The organism is Paucisalibacillus globulus DSM 18846, assembly GCF_000482485.1.
Classification (GTDB): Bacteria; Bacillota; Bacilli; order Bacillales; family Amphibacillaceae; genus Ornithinibacillus; species Ornithinibacillus globulus.
This window is the reverse complement of sequence record NZ_KI519440.1, coordinates 53,634-74,737: the sequence shown is the minus strand read 5'-3', so window position 1 is coordinate 74,737 and position 21,104 is coordinate 53,634. Positions and strand designations below refer to the sequence as shown.

General features: G+C 34.7%; 16 protein-coding genes. 4 read left to right on the top strand and 12 right to left on the bottom strand.

Annotated elements, in window-relative coordinates; all coding sequences use genetic code 11:
• Positions 1–22: 22 nt before the first annotated feature.
• The 3 genes from K332_RS0120210 (at position 23) to K332_RS0120200 (ending at position 3,781) form a co-directional block, all read left to right on the top strand.
• The gene (locus K332_RS0120210) at positions 23–394 is read left to right on the top strand and encodes a VOC family protein (RefSeq protein ID WP_026909106.1); all 372 of its coding nucleotides are present in this window, start codon (positions 23–25) and stop codon (positions 392–394) included.
• A gap of 321 nt (positions 395–715) precedes the next feature.
• Positions 716–1,315 (top strand): class I SAM-dependent methyltransferase, encoded by a 600-nt coding sequence (locus K332_RS0120205; protein ID WP_026909105.1) that lies wholly within the window; start codon positions 716–718, stop codon positions 1,313–1,315.
• A gap of 219 nt (positions 1,316–1,534) precedes the next feature.
• Complete coding sequence (locus K332_RS0120200; RefSeq protein WP_084288191.1) at positions 1,535–3,781, top strand: putative bifunctional diguanylate cyclase/phosphodiesterase; 2,247 nt, start codon at positions 1,535–1,537, stop codon at positions 3,779–3,781.
• A 296-nt stretch (positions 3,782–4,077) separates the two neighbouring features.
• Here the strand turns inward: K332_RS0120200 and K332_RS0120195 are convergent, their stop codons facing one another.
• The 3 genes from K332_RS0120195 to K332_RS0120185 form a co-directional block, all read right to left on the bottom strand.
• Positions 4,078–5,289, bottom strand: a complete 1,212-nt coding sequence (locus K332_RS0120195) for a Rho termination factor N-terminal domain-containing protein (protein ID WP_084288188.1) — start codon at positions 5,287–5,289, stop codon at positions 4,078–4,080.
• A gap of 55 nt (positions 5,290–5,344) precedes the next feature.
• On the bottom strand, positions 5,345–6,808 hold the full coding sequence (locus K332_RS0120190; RefSeq protein WP_026909102.1) for a methyl-accepting chemotaxis protein: 1,464 nt from the start codon (positions 6,806–6,808) through the stop codon (positions 5,345–5,347).
• Positions 6,809–7,049: 241 nt separating this feature from the next.
• Entirely contained in the window at positions 7,050–7,625 is a 576-nt protein-coding gene (locus K332_RS0120185; protein ID WP_026909101.1) for a TetR/AcrR family transcriptional regulator, read from the bottom strand.
• Between the two features lie 157 nt (positions 7,626–7,782).
• Between K332_RS0120185 and K332_RS0120180 the strand changes: the two genes are divergently transcribed.
• Positions 7,783–8,544, top strand: a complete 762-nt coding sequence (locus tag K332_RS0120180) for an SDR family oxidoreductase (protein WP_026909100.1) — start codon at positions 7,783–7,785, stop codon at positions 8,542–8,544.
• Positions 8,545–8,698: 154 nt separating this feature from the next.
• On the opposite strand, the gene K332_RS0120175 is transcribed toward K332_RS0120180, so the two are convergent.
• The 9 genes from K332_RS0120175 to licT all read right to left on the bottom strand — a co-directional run bounded on the left by K332_RS0120175 (position 8,699) and on the right by licT (position 20,938).
• Positions 8,699–9,676: an alpha/beta fold hydrolase gene (locus K332_RS0120175; protein WP_026909099.1), complete on the bottom strand. Its 978-nt coding sequence runs from the start codon at positions 9,674–9,676 to the stop codon at positions 8,699–8,701.
• A gap of 370 nt (positions 9,677–10,046) precedes the next feature.
• Positions 10,047–10,883, bottom strand: a complete 837-nt coding sequence (locus tag K332_RS0120170; protein ID WP_026909098.1) for a Cof-type HAD-IIB family hydrolase — start codon at positions 10,881–10,883, stop codon at positions 10,047–10,049.
• A gap of 42 nt (positions 10,884–10,925) precedes the next feature.
• Positions 10,926–11,774: a Cof-type HAD-IIB family hydrolase gene (locus K332_RS0120165; RefSeq protein ID WP_026909097.1), complete on the bottom strand. Its 849-nt coding sequence runs from the start codon at positions 11,772–11,774 to the stop codon at positions 10,926–10,928.
• 168 nt (positions 11,775–11,942) lie between these two features.
• Positions 11,943–12,803: a Cof-type HAD-IIB family hydrolase gene (locus K332_RS0120160; RefSeq protein ID WP_026909096.1), complete on the bottom strand. Its 861-nt coding sequence runs from the start codon at positions 12,801–12,803 to the stop codon at positions 11,943–11,945.
• A 71-nt stretch (positions 12,804–12,874) separates the two neighbouring features.
• A complete protein-coding gene (locus tag K332_RS0120155; RefSeq protein ID WP_036689484.1) occupies positions 12,875–14,350 on the bottom strand; it encodes a glycoside hydrolase family 1 protein in 1,476 nt (491 codons plus the stop codon).
• A gap of 305 nt (positions 14,351–14,655) precedes the next feature.
• Positions 14,656–16,059 (bottom strand): glycoside hydrolase family 1 protein, encoded by a 1,404-nt coding sequence (locus K332_RS0120150; protein ID WP_026909094.1) that lies wholly within the window; start codon positions 16,057–16,059, stop codon positions 14,656–14,658.
• A 293-nt stretch (positions 16,060–16,352) separates the two neighbouring features.
• On the bottom strand, positions 16,353–17,798 hold the full coding sequence (locus K332_RS0120145; protein ID WP_036689481.1) for a glycoside hydrolase family 1 protein: 1,446 nt from the start codon (positions 17,796–17,798) through the stop codon (positions 16,353–16,355).
• 94 nt (positions 17,799–17,892) lie between these two features.
• On the bottom strand, positions 17,893–19,827 hold the full coding sequence (locus K332_RS0120140; RefSeq protein ID WP_026909092.1) for a beta-glucoside-specific PTS transporter subunit IIABC: 1,935 nt from the start codon (positions 19,825–19,827) through the stop codon (positions 17,893–17,895).
• A 262-nt stretch (positions 19,828–20,089) separates the two neighbouring features.
• Positions 20,090–20,938: a BglG family transcription antiterminator LicT gene (gene licT / locus K332_RS0120135; protein ID WP_026909091.1), complete on the bottom strand. Its 849-nt coding sequence runs from the start codon at positions 20,936–20,938 to the stop codon at positions 20,090–20,092.
• Between the last annotated feature and the right edge of the window lie 166 nt (positions 20,939–21,104).

Below are 21,104 nucleotides of genomic sequence, written 5' to 3'. Positions count from 1 at the left end.
CTATAAATAAGGAGGACAAACCATGAACCTAGGAGCATTTTCAATCAGTTTAACGGTAAAGGACATCCACAAATCAAAGGAATTTTATGAATCACTAGGCTTTCAAACACTTGGTGGAGACATTAGTCAAAACTGGCTAATCATGAAAAATGGTAGTACTGTGATTGGCCTTTTCCAAGGAATGTTTGACAAAAATATCCTTACCTTCAATCCAGGTTGGAATCAAAACGCTGAAAACCTTGACTCTTTTACAGACGTTCGTGACATTCAAAAAGAACTTAAAGCAAAAGGCATCAAATTTTCAACGGAGGTAGATGAGTCTACAGAAGGACCTGCACATTTTACGATTGAGGACCCAGATGGCAATCAGATTTTAGTTGATCAACACAGATAACAAGCATGGAGAGTAAATCTAGAATGGGGTTTTTCCAACTAGGTTGTGGCTGTATACGTGGGCACTCGACATCTGGTAAGAATCGCGTTATTTAATGTAATTGTTACGCTGAAAGTGAGAATCTCACGCCTGAACACATGATTCTTCCACGAAACTAATACTGTCGAGCAGCTTTTATTATATGCTGCTGGACTTCTACTATACCACTCTGAGATTGCATTTGGGATTTCGCTACTTTGGTAGAGCATGCTTACTCTTCATCATTTTACTAAAAAGGCCGAGGAACCCGTCCCCATGGCCTGAATAAGGAGTGTATTATGGATGGAAAATAATGTTTTTGAACAGTTGGCTAGTAGATACGATACGGAGGAAAGAAAGGCATTAGCGAAAGTAATTGTTAAGGAAGTTAGAACGGAATTGGAAAATAGTAAATCAAAGTCACTGATAGATTATGGTAGTGGTACTGGTTTAATTAGTTTAGAGTTTCCAGAATTAGTAGACTCTATTTTGTTGGTGGATTCATCTGAACAAATGTTGGAGGTTGCGAAGGGTAAAATAGTACGCAATGGTATTACCAATGCAACAGTACTTTATTCAGATTTCACGCAAGAAACTCCTGAACGCAAGGCTGACATCGTTCTCATGTCACTCGTACTCCTACACATTCCAGATACGAATAAAATCCTTCAAGAAATGTTCAACCTTTTGAATAGTGGGGGCAAGCTTATTATTGTTGATTTTGATAAGAATAATAAAATATATCATCCAAAAGTTCATAATGGTTTTTCTCATGAGGAATTGAAACAAAATTTATCTGAAGTTGGATTTAATTCCACAGAAACGAAGACTTTCCATCATGGAAATCAAATATTTATGAAACAAGATGCTTCCATGTTTATTTCCGTTAGTATGAAGAATTAAATTTAAGATAAAGAAGAAAATTAACCATTGAATTATTCCATAACTCGTTCTTAACGAACTGGGTTATTTTTTTATTGATTGATAGTTATCATCATAATTTCACGATAGATAGGCGGCTCAAGAAATCATTATTTATTTATTTAGTTAAAGTAAAGTATACGCATGCTCTTTTCTAAGATACTAATTATATAGTATCTTTTAAAGAGTGGTGGGACTAACGTGACAAGAAACAAGCAAAGTGCTACAGTATTTATCCTCCTTTTCCTCGCTAGCTTTTATGGTTGGTTGTGGTTTTATACGGATAATACTTGGATGAAAGTGTTTGGTGCTTCTCTATTTCCTATGATAGGTGCAGCAATTTCTATTTATTGGTTTATTAGACCTTACCGCATTTTAACTATCAAACATAGAATTTTTATTATACTAATGAAAATTGGGTTATCCCTTCACTTCTTATCCAGCTTCATATGGTTGGTCAATCTATTGATTCATGGTGATACAGATTATCCTGCTGTTTCCTTTATTATTCGAATAACAGAGTATATGTTTTACTTTATCGCATTACTATATAAACTTAAATTATTATACAAATCTCTCTCCATGGGTCCATTTTTATTTAATATATTAATTTTCATGATTGCGGCTATTTCAATCAGTTATTATTATTTAATTGATCCAATCATTAAATTGTCAAGTGATTATCAATCCATTGTTCCAGTATTTGTACTATTCCCTATTCTTGATATAGGAATTGCATTTTTATCGATTTATATATTTTATATGACCCGTTATACCGAGGAGTATAAGACATTTCTATTTCTAACATTAGGTTTCTTCACCCAAATTATTGCAGATACATTATACCTTTATTTATTAGTCAGCGGATTATTTGAAACAGGTACCATCGTATACCCACTTTGGTTACTAGCCATCCTTTTGATTGGGTTCTGTAACTTTTATGTTGAAGTTTATGAGGTAGAGAAAAAGTGGCATTCCAATTCCTTTCTCAACCAAAGAGATAGTGGATTACTGCTAAATCTGAGTGTTATCTACCTCGCCTTTATTGTCTTACAAAGCACAGGATGGGATTGGAATGCTTTAAAAATAGGTCTTTTCTTATCTATAATTGTCATCGTAATCAGACAAATATCTATCATGAAAAAGCATCGTATGCTTCTTCATAACCTATGGTATCATGCCTATCACGACAAGCTTACAGGCTTATTTAACAGAGCCAGTTATCTTAAAGATATAGAAAGTTTAATTACATTTGCGCAAGAAAACCAAAGAAAATTTGCAATCATGCTATTAGATTTTGATCGTTTTAAAAATGTTAATGATACACTTGGACACGGAATCGGTGATCAACTTTTGCAGGAAGGCTCCGTTAGATTAAAACAGTCTATTTCAACTAGTGATCGTGTATACCGAGTTGGTGGAGATGAGTTTATTATTATCCTTCAAGATGCAACAGTGGACTATTGTAAGGAAGTTGCTACGACAATCTTAGAAAGTTTTTCTAGAGCATTAACTGTTGGTATCTATCAAATATCCATTACCCCAAGTATCGGTATAAGTATGTATCCTGAGAATGGAACTACCTATGAAACTTTACTGAAAAATGCGGATACCTCGATGTATCTTGCAAAAAGTAAAGGAAGAAATCAATTTGAAATGTATAGCGCTGAATTAAATCAAGAGATTGCACGAAAAATGCAGCTTGAGAACGAATTAGCCCAGGCAGTTTCCAAAAATGAATTCATTCTTCATTACCAACCTAAAGTAGATTTGCAAACCGGAAAGATTATAGGTGCAGAAGCATTATTACGTTGGGAACACCCTACATTTGGCGTAATCCCACCAGACGAATTTATTCCTTTAGCAGAAGAGACCGGACAAGTCGTATCAATTGGTAATTGGGTTCTTTTCCATGCTTGTAAACAGTTAATAGAATGGCAAAACAACGGTTTTCATCACCTAACAATGTCCGTCAATGTTTCTGTAAGACAGTTTCAACATAAGGATTTCTTGAATGGTGTGAAGAAAGTTTTAGAAGAAACTGAAGTTAATCCACGCGCTTTAGAATTAGAGATAACGGAAAGTATTATGCAAAATATAGAGGATTCTACAAGAATTCTTAATGAGCTGCGCAAAATAGGAATAAATATATCCATCGATGACTTTGGTACTGGATACTCCTCTCTTTCTGTCTTAAAAAGCTTGCCCATTGATACAATCAAAATTGATCGAACATTTATCACAGATCTCTCCAAAACAGATATAGCAATGGTAAAAACCATTATGAATATAGGACTCAATTTACAATTGAAAGTCGTCATTGAGGGTGTAGAAACCGAAGAACAACTCACTACCCTACTAGAAATCAGTAACCAAGACGTATTCGGCCAAGGATATCTATTCGGAAAACCAGTAACAGCAAAAGAATTCGAGAAAACCCTAAATTAGCCTGAGTGTCGGAGCACAGGGCCTGCCGGGGGGGGGGGGCCTAGGTGCCTGCCACTTCCCGGTTTTTGTCATATTATGTCGATTTGTATATTTGATACGAGGGTGCCAGGTTTAAAGAACAGCTCAGAATAGTGGAAGAGTTTCATTTTCTTGGTACCTATTGTTAGATTAATCGCAGCCTATGTAAAAAGAAGTAACCGCCCCCTTTGATTTGGGTGTACGATTACTTCTTTTTTCTAAACGCTTCAACAGATATACTGTTTAAACTACTGAATTTTGGTTGTTAATAGGTTCAGTTACCTGCCACAACATTTCTTATACTTTTTCCCACTTCCACATGGGCAAGGTTTATTTCTACCAATTTTCTTACCAGTGTGTATCGGCTTTTTATCCGATGCTGTTGGTGTTGATTGAAGAAACGGTTTCTCCTGTTCTCCTAGTTCAATAGGTGCATAGCCTTTGAGAAACCATTGCCTTGTGTGGTTCTTTACATGAATAACTTGAGCCATCATCGCTTGAACAGATTCCATACTCATAAATTCTAGTCTTGTACCTAAATATTCAAGGATTTCATTAGGAGCATGTCCGATTCTAATCGCGTATACACATTCCTCAACTATACTGTCCGCTTCATCCTTATCTATTTCATAATTTCCTACAATATACTGGACCATTCTTTGATAGCCTTCATTTCTATCCACGAACTCCATTTCTCCGGCAGTAAGTAATTCTTGTTTAGTAAATGGATAAAAGGAAACGCCAGCTCTCGCTCGTTGCTCCTGCTTCACTTTTTTCGGGTCAAATACTCGTCTATTAGAGTATCCTTCCATGTCAACATTATGTTCCACTCGGTACGTATTTGCATCATGCATGACAGTTAGATAATCTCGTAGAATCAATGGCTTTTCTGTATATTTTTCCAATAGGTCTATTAAATTATTCATATCTAGTGTTCCATAATAATACAAAAGACCATGTGTAAGCTTTATCCATTCCGTGTTTCTTTTTATAGTTTCTAGTATTCTTTTATCCTTCGTTAGAGAAAGTATCGTATCAATAAGCTCCGTTGGCAATGCCAGAACTTGATTTCCATTATTTTTTCCTGTATATACTACCCCAGTAGCACGTAGATAGCTGATTTGTTCATGTTCTAGTTTTGGCGCATTAATATACCCACCGTTACTTGCCATTTGGGATAATAAATTGAAACGCTCTTCATCCAGATTTAGACAAAGCTTTTCCAACAATAGAGGTAAGGCTTCCTGTATCCGAAGAATTAATTCCGGTTTTCTCAAGCTACTAGCACGCTTTATATCTAAGTACTTTCGAATTTCATCCAATTCAGCTTTTGTATACTTACTTAATCCGTCATGAAGTGTAAAGGGCAGAGTAAGTTCTGCCCAGTATTTATTATTATTCTTTTTTTCAAGATCCATTTCTGATTGCTTCAATACAGCCAAGGCATTCACCATCGCCTGTTCTAATTCTATATCAGATTCGTTACGCATATGAAACACTCCTACTTCTAATAACTAAAATGCCAAGGAACCCGTCCCCATGGACCTAAAATAGGTTCGTTAGGTTTTGGGTTGCTTTGTTTGTTTCTTGTATTAATTGTGCAAGTTGTTCTTTATTATTTGTTTGTGTTTGAACAGTTGCTGAAATTTCTTCAAGTGAGGCGGATGCTTCTTCTAAAATAGCAGCAAATTCATTGACTGCCCCTTCGATAGAGCCTGTTTCTTTATTGATATTATGAGCAACAGTTTCAAATGATTGGACTTCTCCATTTAATTGAATAATCGATTTTTGAATCGATTCAAAGATGTTTTGATTCTTCATCGTTCCTTCTATATTTTCATCCATCTTACTAGCAACAACATTCATTTGTCCCTGTGTCTCCAGATTGTTCAAATGAACTTGGTTTAATGTAGAAGAAATTTGGACTGCCGTTTTATCCGTTGTCTCAGCTAGTTTACGAATTTCTTCCGCAACAACGGAGAATCCCTTACCCGCTTCTCCAGCTCTTGCCGCTTCAATAGATGCATTCAGTGCAAGTAGATTGGTTTGCGAAGTTATCTCCTGAATCGATTCGATATAGCTAAGGGAAGACTCAATATTCTCACCAAGCTGCTTCATTTGTTCCTCAGTTGATTGGATAAATTGCTTGAATTCGTCCATTTGGTTATTTAATACTTGAGATTGTGAGCGACCTTCATCAATTTCTTCTGACATCTGGGTTGTAAAATCACTTATCTGATTTACTCCCCCATTCATCCGTGTCACTTCTTTAGCTGTAGTCTCAATTGCTCCAATAATATTGCTTATCGAATTTCCTTGCGACTGTGTTCCAGATGCAACTTCTTGTAGTGCATCATTGATCTCATTAAATGTAATTTTTTCTGTTTCAGATTGCTCTTCTACTTTATGCATATTACTAGCAATAACTTCAGAGTTTTCTGCTAAAGTAATACGCTGTTTCGACTCTCCCTCTAACTTTTCTGCCATAGCATCTGACATGGAAGCGAGATTTTTCTCAAGGCTACCCATTATTTTTTGTTGGAAAAATAGTACAATAATAGCTAGAGAAAATAACATTAAATAAGTGGTAATATCCGACGAATAGAAACCCTTGTTAAATGAAAAGGCAAATATTAGTAAACCTATTCCACTTACTATCCCTATTGCATAGAGAACAAGGTTCATGTATAAAGCAGAACAAATTAATAAAAAGTAAATTAATGACAAATTGTTCTCGGAAGGGCTAACTAACATAATAGCTCCGACAATTAACACTAAACCAAATATTGATAAATAAGAAATTGCATTCGATAAACGATTTGTATTATGTAAAAAAGCTATAACTCCACAAAGTAATCCTCCACCTATTGCTATCAACAATATAAGTTGTAGTGGCTTATCTAAACTCATCTCAACGACAGTACCCAAAATAGTAGCGATAATCAACATGATTAATACAACTTTATTTTTCTTCCTTAATGTTTGACTGTTTAATTCTTCGATAGACATACTAATTCTCCTCTGATGTAATATAGTACCAAATTACTATTTTACCACATTTAGTGCCATGGGGACAGGTTCCTCGGCCTACTTTTTTCACCTAATAGCTATTACTTTTCTACACTTCCCAAAAGTACTACTAGATTATCAACTTTATCAGTAGCTGATCTCTCAATAGTTGGTTATGCCATTCTAAATATAAAGATTATCCCTTTAGCTAATCAGGCCAGTGAACCTGTCCCCATGGCTTTTAATTGCGGAATGGACTGTTTAGGGAAATTATTGTAATTAATTGTTTATTTAGTTCTTCGGCGTTTGTTTGATAGTCTTTTCGGTGCCATTCTATCAATAGCCCAAGGATTGCATTCGTTTGATAGCTCAACAGATAGTCCTCTAGGGTTCCCTCCTCTTTGTCAATTTGATTTTTCACTAAGGATTCTTCTATAAATGTTCTGACCGAATCAAATAGTAAATAGTAGTACATCATTGGAATTCTGTGATCAAATACGATTTGATAAAAATCTTGATACTTCTTTACATGATGGAAGATTTGTATCATGTCCGCATTCATATTTTCGATTTTGAATCTTGTTTTGATGTAGGGCTCTTCATAAGCACGTCTGAAGTCTTCCACAATCACCTCTAAATAGTGCTTGAATACTTGATGTACATTCTTATAATGCGAATAAAAAGTCCCTCTATTAATTTGAGCTAAACGACATAACTCTGCAATTGAAATATCCTCTAAAGGCTTTACTTTCAAAAGTTCTAATAATGCATGCCGCAAGCTTTCCTGTGTTTTAATTACTCTTAAGTCATGTTTCAAATTTTTTCACCCCTTTAATCAACAAAATTCTACCGAAGTGTTGATTACCCAACGGTTTCTATAATTTTTGTTGTTTGTTTATTTTCTAAGCCTATCATATAATTTTAATGTACACATGTTCAATAAAATTTTTCAAGCTAAAGGGAGGAAAAATAGAATGAAATTAAAAGACAAAGTAGCAGTCGTAACAGGTGCAGCATCCGGGATGGGAAAAGCAATTGCTGAACTGTATGCAAGTGAAGGTGCTAAAGTAATCGTAGCTGACCTTAATTTAGACGGAGCGCAAGAAGTTGTAAACGGTATCACTGCAAATGGTGGCAGTGCTACGGCAGTGCAAGTAAACGTTGCAAAACAAGAAGACGTGGATAACATGATTGATACTGCAGTGAGTACTTATGGAACTTTAGATATTCTAGTAAACAATGCTGGAATCATGGATGGATTCGAGCCTGTTGGAGACATTCTAGATGAGCGTTGGGATTTGATTTTTGATATCAATACAAAAGGTGTTATGCGTGCAATGCGTAAAGCACTTCCTATTTTCTTAGAAAAAGGCAAAGGAAACATCATTAATACTGCTTCAACTGGTGGACTAAATGGTGCTCATGCCGGTGCAACTTATGGTGCATCTAAGCATGCAGTTATTGGTCTAACAAAGAACACTGGTTATATGTATGCTCAAAAAGGCATCCGTTGTAATGCGATTGCACCAGGTGCTGTAGCAACAAATATTTCTGCTTCTATGAAAAATGTTAATCCATTTGGTATAGAACGTACTAAACCAGTACAAGGTGTTATTCCTCGTGTTGGACAACCTGAGGAAATCGCTCAAGTTGCATTATTCCTAGCATCTGATGAATCAAGCTTTGTAAATGGTACAGTAGTCACAGCTGATGGTGGTTGGACTGCGGCGTTTTAATTTGATATTAGAAAAACTCACATTCATTCGTCATTTAACGAATGTGTTAGTTCTTCTTATGTCGGCGGAAAGTTTTTTATACTTTCCTATCTACTAAATAAAAACAAATGCGGCTCCATTCTTGGAACCGCATTTGTTCTATTTGCAAGATATTTTATTGCATGGGAGTAACATATAAACCCAATACATCCTTTTTAAGAATATGTATAAATCTCTCTTTTTCTTCTATAAAAGGAGAATGTGCCGCGTTCTCAAACGTATAGATTTTTTTTAATGGTGCCTCTACTTTTTCAAAAAATCGCTTTGCCTCTTTGTAAGAGGTTTGATAATCGAATAAACCATGGAAAATATAAATAGGAACTTCCATACGAGGTGCTTGTATGACAGCATCAGCTTTGGCAATGGTTTCCGATAAGGCATCATAACTATAGAAGATTCCCTTAGGTATATTAAAACGCTCTTTCCAAGTATATTGGCTACAAGCAAATAGATCTTTAATACCTTTCCAATTGGAATATCCCGTTCTCTTCGTACCACCTCCAAACTTATTAAGATATCTCCCTAAGATTCTACGATAACCCTGATTTTTATAAAATTCTCTATCAAACGTGACAGAACGAATATCTTTCTCCGCCTTTTTATCCCCTTGTTTAATCGATGTCTCTAATAAAAAATTATACGTATGCTTGTTGGATTCAAAATGTCTTCCAAATTGCCCAACTCCAATATACGCATGAAAATACTGAGGATATCGACTCACAACAATACTAGCAAGTAATGTTCCAAAGGAGTGCCCGCAAATATAAATCTTTTTTTTATTAAACTTTTCCCTTAGATAATTGATTATGACCAACGCGTCTGAAATTAACCTTTCTATGGTTAGTTCACCTTGAGTGGATGCATTATAAGACATCCCCGTACCTCTTTGCTCCCAATAACAAACCGTAAAATCATCTGACCACGTAAGTCCGGATTGTTTAATAATCGGATATTGTGGGAATCCAGGTCCCCCATGCAAAAACAAGAGTAAGGGATTTTCGAAATCCGTTGACTCTATAAATACCCCATTTTTATGACCCTCAATATCTATGTACTCTTTTAGAAAGTGAATGTTTTTTTGTTCTACATTCAAAATACTTCCCCCTAACCAACTTCTTAAAAAGATAAAAACCACAAGATCAGTTAGTTAATAATCACACTTTAATAGTAACATGGATTACCAGATAATTCCTTTGAATACTTAGTCAATTTTATATTTTCCGATATCTGAAATATGATTAATACTCTAAAATCTAATCTTTTAATCTATGGAATAGTTGCCCCTTCATTTATCATGCTATTAATTCCTTAGTTGGTCATAATTAACATTTATTTTCACAAAATCTAGCACTTGCAAAATCATTGTTATAGTAAAAAATAGCAAACCAATTTAACTGCTAATAGGTTTGCTATTCATAATGGTCCATGAACATTACTTATTGGAAATTAACTCTTCATCTAGTTTATATCAAGCCATACTTCTTAAAACTATTAAAAATACCATCTTCATCATGGGTACCGGTAACATCATCTGCTGCTTCCTTCAATGCTTCTTTCGCATTTCCCATCGCAATGCCTTGTTGGACATATTCAATCATTTCTAAATCATTCATCCCATCACCATAGGCAAATGTATCTTTTTTATCTGCTTGTAAATGCTGAAGTAACAGTTCAATAGCAGTCGCCTTATGAATGCCTGGAACGGATAATTCCCCGCTATTTTCTCCAAACATAGGTACTGTGCTAGGAATGACATTGAACTTTGCTGCGAATTCTTTACGAATGACCTCGAAAGGAATATCCGATCCTAAAAATGAAATCTTATTGATATCTTCTCGAATTAAATATTCCTCATCTATTAAAGCATCATGAAATGGACGTAATCCCTTTTCTACTTCTTCCCTTGCATCTGGATTTTCCTCGAGGATTTTTTCAATGATTTCATCAATATGCTTTTTACAGTTTTCACTTGCAAATAACCCACCATTAGACTCTAAGTAAAAGTCAATTTTATTTTCGTTGAAGTAGTTTACTAGATGTTCGACATCTTTTTTACTTACATTCTTATGGAGGATCACTTCTTGTCCTACTTCAATATAGCCTCCTGCAGCACCAATAATGCCATCGAAACCAATATCTAAAATCTCTGGGAAAAGTTCCGCCTTAGACCGCCCAGTACATATAAATACAAGGTGTCCATTCTCCCGCGCCTTTTGGACTGCGAGCTTGGCTGATTCTGGAATAACTCCATTGTCGTTTACCAGCGTTCCATCAATATCCATAAAAATAATTTTCCTCATCTGATCACCTACTATAGTAATAATCAAACATGCTCTATTCTGTTAATTCTCATTTTCTATTCCTAAAACATACTTGTTAATAGCATAAGCAACACCATGTTCATCATTTGTTAATGTGACAACATCACTATATTTTTTCACTTCATCCGTTGCATTACCCATTGCGATGGCTAGTCCCGCTATCTGAAACATAGTAATATCATTTACTTCATCCCCAATAGCAACTGTATCTTCGAGTGGAATATTATAGTATTCTGCCATATACTTCAATGCATTTCCCTTACTAGCTTGGTTATGCATGATATCCATAAATAATGGAGTAGCAGCAATATAGAGATCATCTATTAAATCTAATAACGTTTTGAATCTACTTTTTTGTAGTGGGTCTAGTGTGTAAACAAAATACTTTTGTATCGAAATAGATTTATCGTTTAAAATATCCTCGATATGATCAATTTGTTGATGTCCATATCGCTCGGAATATGCTTTATAGATTTCTAGCTTCTTTTTATCATCTTCAGTTGTAAGTACTTTTTGTAATCGCTGAACGTAATCATTTGGAACAAACACTCCTTTATTGGTAGTAATTCTGTACGGTAGGTATTCCTTATCTACTTCTAAAACAATTTTATTAATTTGTTCAGGTTGTAACGAAATCATATTTACTATTTGATTCATTACAAACAAGGAGGCTCCATTGTTTGCCCCAACAGGACATAGTAATTCATATTTTTCTAAATCTGGTTTGATTTCTTCTAACGCCCGGCCAGATAATACCATTACCTTATGCCCTTGCTCTTGTGCTTTCTGGATTACTTCTAAATTTTCCTTACTTATTTCGTGTCTAGAGTTAAAAGTAGTTCCATCTAGATCTAGCGCAATTAGCTTCATTTTCGTTCCCCACTTTCAGGTTACAGGGACAGGTCTCTCCTTCTAAATAAGACAAGAAACCTATTTCCATGTACCTTATAATTCTTCTCCATTTGTCTTCATTACATTTTTATAACATCAAAAACTCTTTTTATTTGTCTATATTAATTTTCCGTTACCTTCATTAAACTAAGCATTTCTATCTAATACATATTTATGAATAGCATAAGCAACACCATGTTCATCATTAGAAAAAGTAACAACATCACTATACTCTTTCACTTCATCACTTGCATTTTCCATTGCAATCGATAACCCCGCCATCTGGAACATCGTAATATCATTACTATCATCTCCAATAGCCACCGTATCTTCTAATGGAATATTATAATGATCCGCCATACATTTTAAGGCTGTTCCCTTATTAGCATCCTTGTTCATAATGTCAATATTTAATGTAGATGAAGCTACACCTATTTCCTCAATCGTACTTAGAAACTGCTCTATTCTCTCTTTCTGTTTTGGATCCAATGTCACAATCAAAAACTTCTGAACTTCAATTGATTCATCATTGACAACGTCTTCTACATCATCGAAGAGATTGTGACCCTTTTTTTCTGCTGATCTGGTTAACATTTCGTAGTGCCTATGTTGAAGATTTTCTTTTGGAACAGCACCTGAAGAAATTACTTTTTCTACTCTTTCATCCCAATTTCTAGGAGCAAACACGCCGTTATTCGTAGACATATTAAATGGAACAAATTCTTTTTCTAGTTCTAAGGAAATTCGCTTATAGTGTTCTGATTTTATAAAGGTCATATGAAGTAAGTTATCATCCACATATAAAGATGCACCGTTATTTGCCCCAATATGGCAGTTTAATCCGTACTTATCTAATTCAGGTTTTATACCATTTATGGCACGTCCGGATAAAGCCATAACAATATGCCCTTGTTCTTGTGCTTTTTTGATGGCTTCTATATTTTCTTTGCTAATTTCTTTTTTAGAATTTACAGTAGTTCCATCTAAATCAATTGCAATTAGTTTCATTTTACTTCCCCTTTTAATTTTAAATATAAGAATATGAATTTCAGTTTAAACTGAAGCCCATATTTTCTTTTTTATAATTCTTCTCCGTTTGTCTCAATAACCTTTTTATACCAAAAGAATGAATCTTTCTTCATTCGTTGTTTTGTTCCTCTACCCATATCATCTTGGTCGACATAAATGTATCCATAACGCTTCGACATCTGGTTTGATGAAGCACTAATCATATCAATACAACCCCAGCTGGTATAACCAAATACATCTACCCCGTCCATTATAGCTTCTTTTATCTGTTTAATATGTTCTCTTAAATAATTAATACGATAATCATCATGAATCTTACCGTCTTCTCCAACTTCATCTATAGCACCTAGTCCATTTTCTGCTACAAATAATGGTTTTTGGTAGCGATCATATAATTGATTTAATGCAGAGCGTAAACCTTTTGGATCAATTTGCCATCCCCATTCACTACTGGGCAAATATGGGTTTTTAATTCCACCTGTAATTAAATTTCCGACTGCACCTTCTAATTTTTCAGGATGTGAACTTACCGCACTAGACATATAGTAACTAAAGGATACAAAATCAACAGGATATTCCCGCATGATTTTTTCATCCTCGGGATCCATCTCTAGTACTACATTTTTTTCATCTAGCATTCTTGCGGTATAAGCAGGATAGTATCCTCTAGCTTGTACATCACTGAAAAATAATGATTCTCGTTGCTTTTCAGTAGTGGCTTGAATATCATCCGGATCACAGCTATAAGGTACAAGGAACTGATAACTCATCATACAACCAACTTTTGCTTCTGGATTAGCTTCTTTAAATTCTTTAGTTACAAGTGCACTAGCGACGAATTGGTGATGAGCTCCTTGGTACTTTGCCTGTTCAAGATGGGGGTGATTTTCTTCAATTACACCTAGACTTACGAACGGATGATGCTTAACCGCATTAATTTCATTAAAGGTCATCCAATAATTAACCTTATCCTTGTAGCGATTAGCGACAGTGGTAGCAAAGCGAACAAAAGAGTCAATTACTTTCCGATTAACCCAACCTCCATATTCTGTTGCAAGGTAAAGTGGCATCTCATAATGTGATAAAGAAACAATTGGTTCTATTCCATGTTTCAATAATTCATCAAATACGTTATCGTAAAATTGTAATCCTTCTTCATTTGGGTCAAGTTCATCCCCATTAGGAAAAATTCTAGTCCAAGCAATAGACATTCGGAATGCTTTGAATCCCATTTCTGCAAACAATGCAATGTCTTCTTTATAATGATGATAAAAATCAATTCCATGTCTTTTTGGGTAATATTTTGTACTTGATGGAATTTGGGCCTCTTCTACTTGCTTATGTGTCATCAAATGCCATTGATCAGTCCATTGTTCTTTTGGCGTGTTCTCATCAAAAATATATACATCGGAAACGGAAAGCCCTTTTTCTGTTCCACCATAACCACCTTCTATTTGATTGGCAGCGGTGGCCCCTCCCCATAAAAAGTTTTCTGGAAATTTAGTTATATGTTTATTAAATTTCATAATTGTACCTCCTGTAAATTAAAACATGACCACCCTATGGACGGGTGGTCATATCTACTTTGAAGTAAACAGAACGGTATATCCACTCTGTTTATTTCAACTATTTTCCTATTAACTTATTTCCCTTTTTTAAGGCATGTACAAATTCTATTAAAAAGGAGATTTTGTTTTTTTTTGGTATAACCACTTGTTATCCACCCGAACAATAAGTGGCTTTCTATTCCCACTATCAAATACATGGATAAATATACTTTAATTTAAATCGGGCATTTTCATAGACTTAAAACATTAGAAAACTTTTCCTATTAAAGCTCTGCTCCATTTGTTTTAATGACATTTTGATACCAATAAAAACTTTGTTTTCTAACCCGTCTTAAATCTTTCAAATCAAATTCATCACGATTTACAAAAATAAAGCCATAACGCTTTTTAGAACCTTGATGTGTACTGATTAAATCAATTGCTGACCATGGGCAATACCCAAATACATCTACTCCATCTGTAATTGCCAATTGAATTTGCTCCATGTGCGCTCTTAAGTAGTTAATTCGGTATGGGTCATTCACGATATCTCCTTCTTCTAATGTATCGAATGCACCCAGTCCATTTTCAGTGATGATAAGTGGTAAATGATATCTACTGTAAATTTCACGAAGAGTTGTTCTAAATCCAACTGGATCAATTTCCCATCCAAAGTCATTTTTGGGTAAATTTGGATTCGTATGTCCTTTGTACACTCCTGCTTCACCTACTGCCAGTTCTTGATCTCCTGTATCATTTTTTACATTTTCACCATCTAATGCAGCCTCTACTGTTTTCGTTGAATAATAATTAAATGCAATAAAGTCAGGTTTACCAGCTTTTAGAATTTCCATATCTCCTTCTTGTATAGAAGGAATTGCATCTCTTTCTTCTAAAAAACTCCATGCTAGATTATTATATCTTCCGAAGACTGCAACATCTAAGTATAACCAGTTTCTAATAGCACTGAAGTTTTGTGCTGCTAGAACATCGTCAGGTTTAGAAGTTGCAGGATAAATATAGGAAATGTTTGGGGCTGGTCCAATTTTTGCTTGTGGTAACATTTCATGACAAAGCTTCATTACTTTTGCTTGAGCCACTAACATATGATGATTTTGTTGATAGAGCTCTTTTTCCATGTTTTCTCCGTCTTTACCTAAGATTGCCGAACCATGTAAAATCATCATATTTTGTTCGTTAATCGTTAACCAATATTTCACACGATCTCCGTAGTTTTCAAATAATACTTTTGCATAGGTTTCAAAAGCATCGACAGTTTCTCTGTTACCCCAACCACCTTTTTTATCTAAAGCTAAAGGCATGTCGAAGTGGTACATCGTAACGATTGGTTCGATATTATATTTAAGTAATTCGTTAATTAAATTATTATAAAAATCAATTCCCTTTTGATTGATTTCTCCTGTACCTTCTGGGAAAATCCGTGTCCATGCAATAGAAAAACGATAAGCTTTAAAGCCCATCTCCGCCATTAATTTTACATCTTCTTTATAACGATGATAATGGTCACTTGCTACTTTGTAATCTGTTGTACCTTCTGGAATTCTTTTGACATCTATGATTGAGGGTCCTTTTCCATCTTCATCCCATGCTCCTTCAACTTGATATGCAGATGTAGATGCACCCCATAAGAAATTATTCGGAAACTGTTTTAATTGTTTATGTTTCATGATGTTTTTCCTCCTATATGTAATTGTGGGACAAGGAACATGTCCCCCATACTAGTTAATGGAAAATATCAAAGTAATTCGCCATTAACTTTATTGTGTCCTTAATACCAGGCTTTGCCCGTGGCATCTAGGCAAATTAGTAAAGATTGGGTAACCTCTTACTTTATTTTTAGTCTAGAGCTATTTAATTTATTTCCTGGTTGAAACAAACTTTGTATTATCTCCTATTAATAAGAAGTATAAAAGGTAGAAAGATGAGCATTTAAATCTAACCCATCTTTCTAAAAATCATCTTAGAGTTCTTGTCCGTTTGTTTCAATTACTTTTTTATACCAGTCAAATGACTTTTTCTTTTTACGTTCCAATGTTCCATTTCCTTCGTTATCTAGATCCACATAAATAAATCCATAACGTTTTTCCATTTCTCCTGTACCAGCACTAACGATATCAATTGGCCCCCAACTAGTGTAACCAATCAAATCCACGCCATCTTCAATCGCGTCAGCCATTGCTGAAATATGAGAACGAAGATAGTCAATTCGATAATCATCTTGAATCGTGCCGTTTTCATCAACTTTGTCATATGCACCTAGACCATTTTCTACAATCATTAAAGGTTTTTGATAACGGTCATATAGTTCATTTAGAATAATACGAAGACCTGTAGGGTCAATTTCCCAACCCCAATCACTTGCTTTAAGAAAAGGATTTGCCGCTCCACCAATCACATTTCCAGGACGACCATCTGCTTCTGTTCTTCCTACTCTCTCTGTCCTGGACATATAGTAACTGAATGAAATGAAATCAACGGTTCCTTCTTTTAGTAACTCTAAATCTCCATCTTCAATTTCCAATTTCACATTATGTTTTTTCCAGTGTTTATCAATATAGGTAGGATATACGCCACGTACATGAACATCTCCACAGAAGAAATTGAATATTTGACTTTCTTCCAAAGCGTACATGACATTTTCTGGGTTAGAATCATACGGATATACAGGAGCACTAATTAACATACAACCAACTATAGAATCTGGAATAATCTCGTGCGCTAATTTTACCGCTTTTGCACTTGCAAGAAATTGGTGATGAAGCCCTTGGAAAGTTGCTTGTTTATTTTCATCTTCATCTTTTAAGGGGAGAAATCCTAAACTGAAAAGAGGTATCTTTAATCCAGCGTTAATTTCGTTAAATGTTAACCAATATTTCACTTTGTTTTTATACCTATCCAATACAACAGTCACATAGCGCTCGAAAAATTCAATAACTTTACGACTTCTCCAACCACCATATTCTTTCACCAAGTGAAGAGGCATTTCATAATGTGATAGCGTTACAACTGGTTCGATGTTATATTTTATCAATTCATCAATTACGTTATCATAAAATTCAAGTCCTTTTTCGTTTGGCTCTAATTCATCACCATTTGGAAAAATTCTTGACCACGCAATTGACATACGATAGGTTTTAAACCCCATCTCTGCAAATAGGGCGATATCTTCTTTATAACGATGGTAAAAGTCAATAGCTAAATGGTTTGGATAATGATATTTTTCTTGGTCAATATTAAGTTCGAAAGAGTGATCCTTCCTAACAATCTGTCTAATTTTTCCGCCACCTGGCAACACGTCAGCAATATTTAGACCTTTTCCGTCTTCGTTATATGCACCTTCTATTTGATTTGCCGCAGTTGCTCCACCCCATAAGAAACCTTTTGGAAAACTTTTCGTATTTGACATAATAATCCACTCCTATTAGAAAATGTATTATGAAAGCCTTAAAATGAAAGATGTGATTTCATAAATCAAAACCACATCTTTTTTTGTTTTTTGTTTAATCTTTTATAGTAATTAGGTGTTCTCCAACTTCTAAGTTTGTCGTATCAGTAGTTACCACTTTACCTAAATCAGCATGGTTCGTTATAATAATTGGTGTAACTACGTCATAACCAGCTTCTTTAATCTTATCAACATCAAATTCCACCAATAATTTTCCAGTGTTAATTCGATCCCCTTGTTCAATATACGCAGTGAAATGTTTTCCTTCTAGTTGTACAGTATCAACACCAACGTGTATTAGAATTTCTACACCTTCATCTGAAGTTATTCCAATAGCATGTTTTGTAGGGAATAATGTTGTAACTACACCATTAACGGGAGCATACACTTTTCCTTCTGTTGGTAGTACTCCAATACCTTCACCCATGGCACCAGAAGCAAATACTTTATCAGATACTTCGTTCAAGGGTACAGTTTGTCCTTTTAATGGACTTACAACTTTAGTTTCTTCGCCTTCATTTAAAGTAGCTTTCACTTCATTATTAGTAACTTCTTCTACTTTATCCACTTTGGAGTCTTCTTTTTTATTAACTCCACCGAATAGATAAGTAAGCACAAATGCCAGAACGAATGCAACAACAATAGAAATTAACATACCATAGAAACCACCATCAATACCATGATCAGGATTAACAAAAGTAGGTATTTTTAGGATTCCAGTAGGACCTGCACTATAAAGCGCAGCACCAGTTACTGCGATAATTGCTCCCCCAATAGCTGAAGCGATACAACTCATAATGAATGGTTTTTTAAGTGGTAATGTAATTCCATAAATTGCTGGTTCGGTTATTCCAAATATTCCCGAAATAAATGCTGGAAGACTTAATGTTTTTAATTTTTGGTTTCTTGTTTTCATCCAAACACCTAGAACAGCACCTATTTGCGCAAATGAAGCAGCAAAAGTCATAGCTATTAACATATCTGATCCTGATACTGCAAGGTTATTGTAATAAATAGGAACTAATCCCCAATGAACGCCAAAAATAACTAATACTTGCCATAAACCACCTATTATTAAACCTGACACTAATGGTGCAGCTTGATATAACCAGTCGACACCATGACCAATAGACTGAGCTAACCAAGTAGAAATTGGGCCAATAATAATGAACGTTAATGGCACGATAACTAACAATGTTAAAAATGGTACAATAAATGATTTAACAACAGTTGGTATAATTTTCTGGAAAGCTTTTTCTACTTTCGCCCCAAAATAAGTTGCAAATATTATTGGAATAACAGAAGACGTATAACTCATCAAAACAACCGGTATCCCTAAAAATGCAATATAAACATCAGATTCTAATGCTGTTCCACCAAATAATGTCATGATGGATTCGCCACTACTAATACCTGGTAGACTTGGGTGAACTAATGCTGCGGCAATAGCCATCCCTAAGAATGGTGTTCCACCAAATTTCTTCATCGCAGTATAACCTAGGAATATAGGCAAGAAGGTGAAGAAACCATCACCAATCGCGTTTAACAATAGATACGTACCACTTGTATTTTCTAGCCAACCTAATGCTACAAATAGAGCATTAAAACCTTTAATAATACCTGTTGCCATTAAGAATGGTAAAATTGGAATAAATATGTTCGATACGATATCAACAAATTTTGCAAAAATTCCTTTTTTCTTGCCGTCATCATTATTTCCTTCATTTTCAGGCTTCTCCGATTCAAAACCACCTTCTGAAACAACTGCTTTATAGACATCAGGTACGTGGTTACCAATAACAACCTGATACTGTCCGCCGCTTTTCATAACCGTAACTACACCATCATGTTCTTTTAATGCTTCGGTATTTGCTTTGTCCTCATCTTTTAATACAAATCTAAGCCTTGTAACACAATGAGACAATCTGTTAACGTTTTCTTTTCCACCGACATTATCAATAATGTCTTTTGCCAATTGTTCGTATTTCATTATCGGCCACCTTCTCTTCTTTTTATTCAGTATTTTTTTTTACTTCGGAATGTTCGTTCTAAATTAGGTAAATAAAAAACCTGAACAAATTTGAATTCACGCACACGTAGCTAACGTGTGATTCAAATCTGTTCAGGTTATGCCCAAAATAGGTAACATTCCTAAATGTTTATTAAATTATAATTGCTGTAAATCAATTTACAATTAGACTATACCATGACTTTTTTACTACGTCAACAACTTTGTTAAACGTTTTCACAAATTAGCTGTTTTTTTGTCGTAATGTAACTCGATGAATATGAACAGTTAAATATACTTCTTCATCTTTTGGTAAATCCCAATCAAATTCCTTCTTAAGGTAATGAGCAATCTTTCTTGTGCATTGGTATGCCTGTGCATATTTTTTACTTATTTGTTCATGGAAGAAGTCATCGACTGTGTCTCCCATTTTCTCTTTACGAATGAAACGGATAGCGAAATAACGCAGATGTGTTAAAAAACGCTCATAATTAATCGATTTCTCATCCAGGTCCATTTGAAAATGATATTTAACAACATTTAAAATGTTATTCACCATACTTGTTACTTTTACAGCTAAATCCATATTTTCCCCAGTAATCTGACTATTAACTAAATGCAAAGCAATCGATGCTGCCTCATTCTCATCTAGGCAAACACCCGTTTCTTCTTCAATATGTTCTAATGCCTTTAAGCCAATTTCAAATTCCTGTCTATAATATTTGCGAATTTCATAAAGTAGCGTATTTTTTAAATGTATACCTTGCTGAAATCTACTTATCGCAAAACTAATATGGTCTGTTAACGCTACGTATAGGTACTCATCTAATTTGTAAGGAAGCTTTGATTTTGCATATTCTAAAATTTCATAAGCAATATCTAAATATTTCTCCGATGTATCCTGTAATAATTGATTTAGCTTGTCAGAAATACCAGAATTCTGGAGAATAAAAGTCTTCTCAATTTTTGATTCATCGATTGGTTGTCCGACCTTCTTTTGAAAGGCAAGACCTTTTCCCATAACGACCAATTCCTGATTCTGCTTATTTTCAGTTACTACCACATTATTATTTAAAACCTTTGTTATTTTCATCACGACAAGTAACTCCCTTACTGCTATAACATAATTGATTTTTATCATACATTTTATATATTTGGCAAATAAAATGGTAATCGGAGTGATTTATTAGTTCACTATAATTTAGCATTTGTATTAAAAAAGCGCTTGGTGTTTACCAAGCACTTTTTCACGTTTGAAG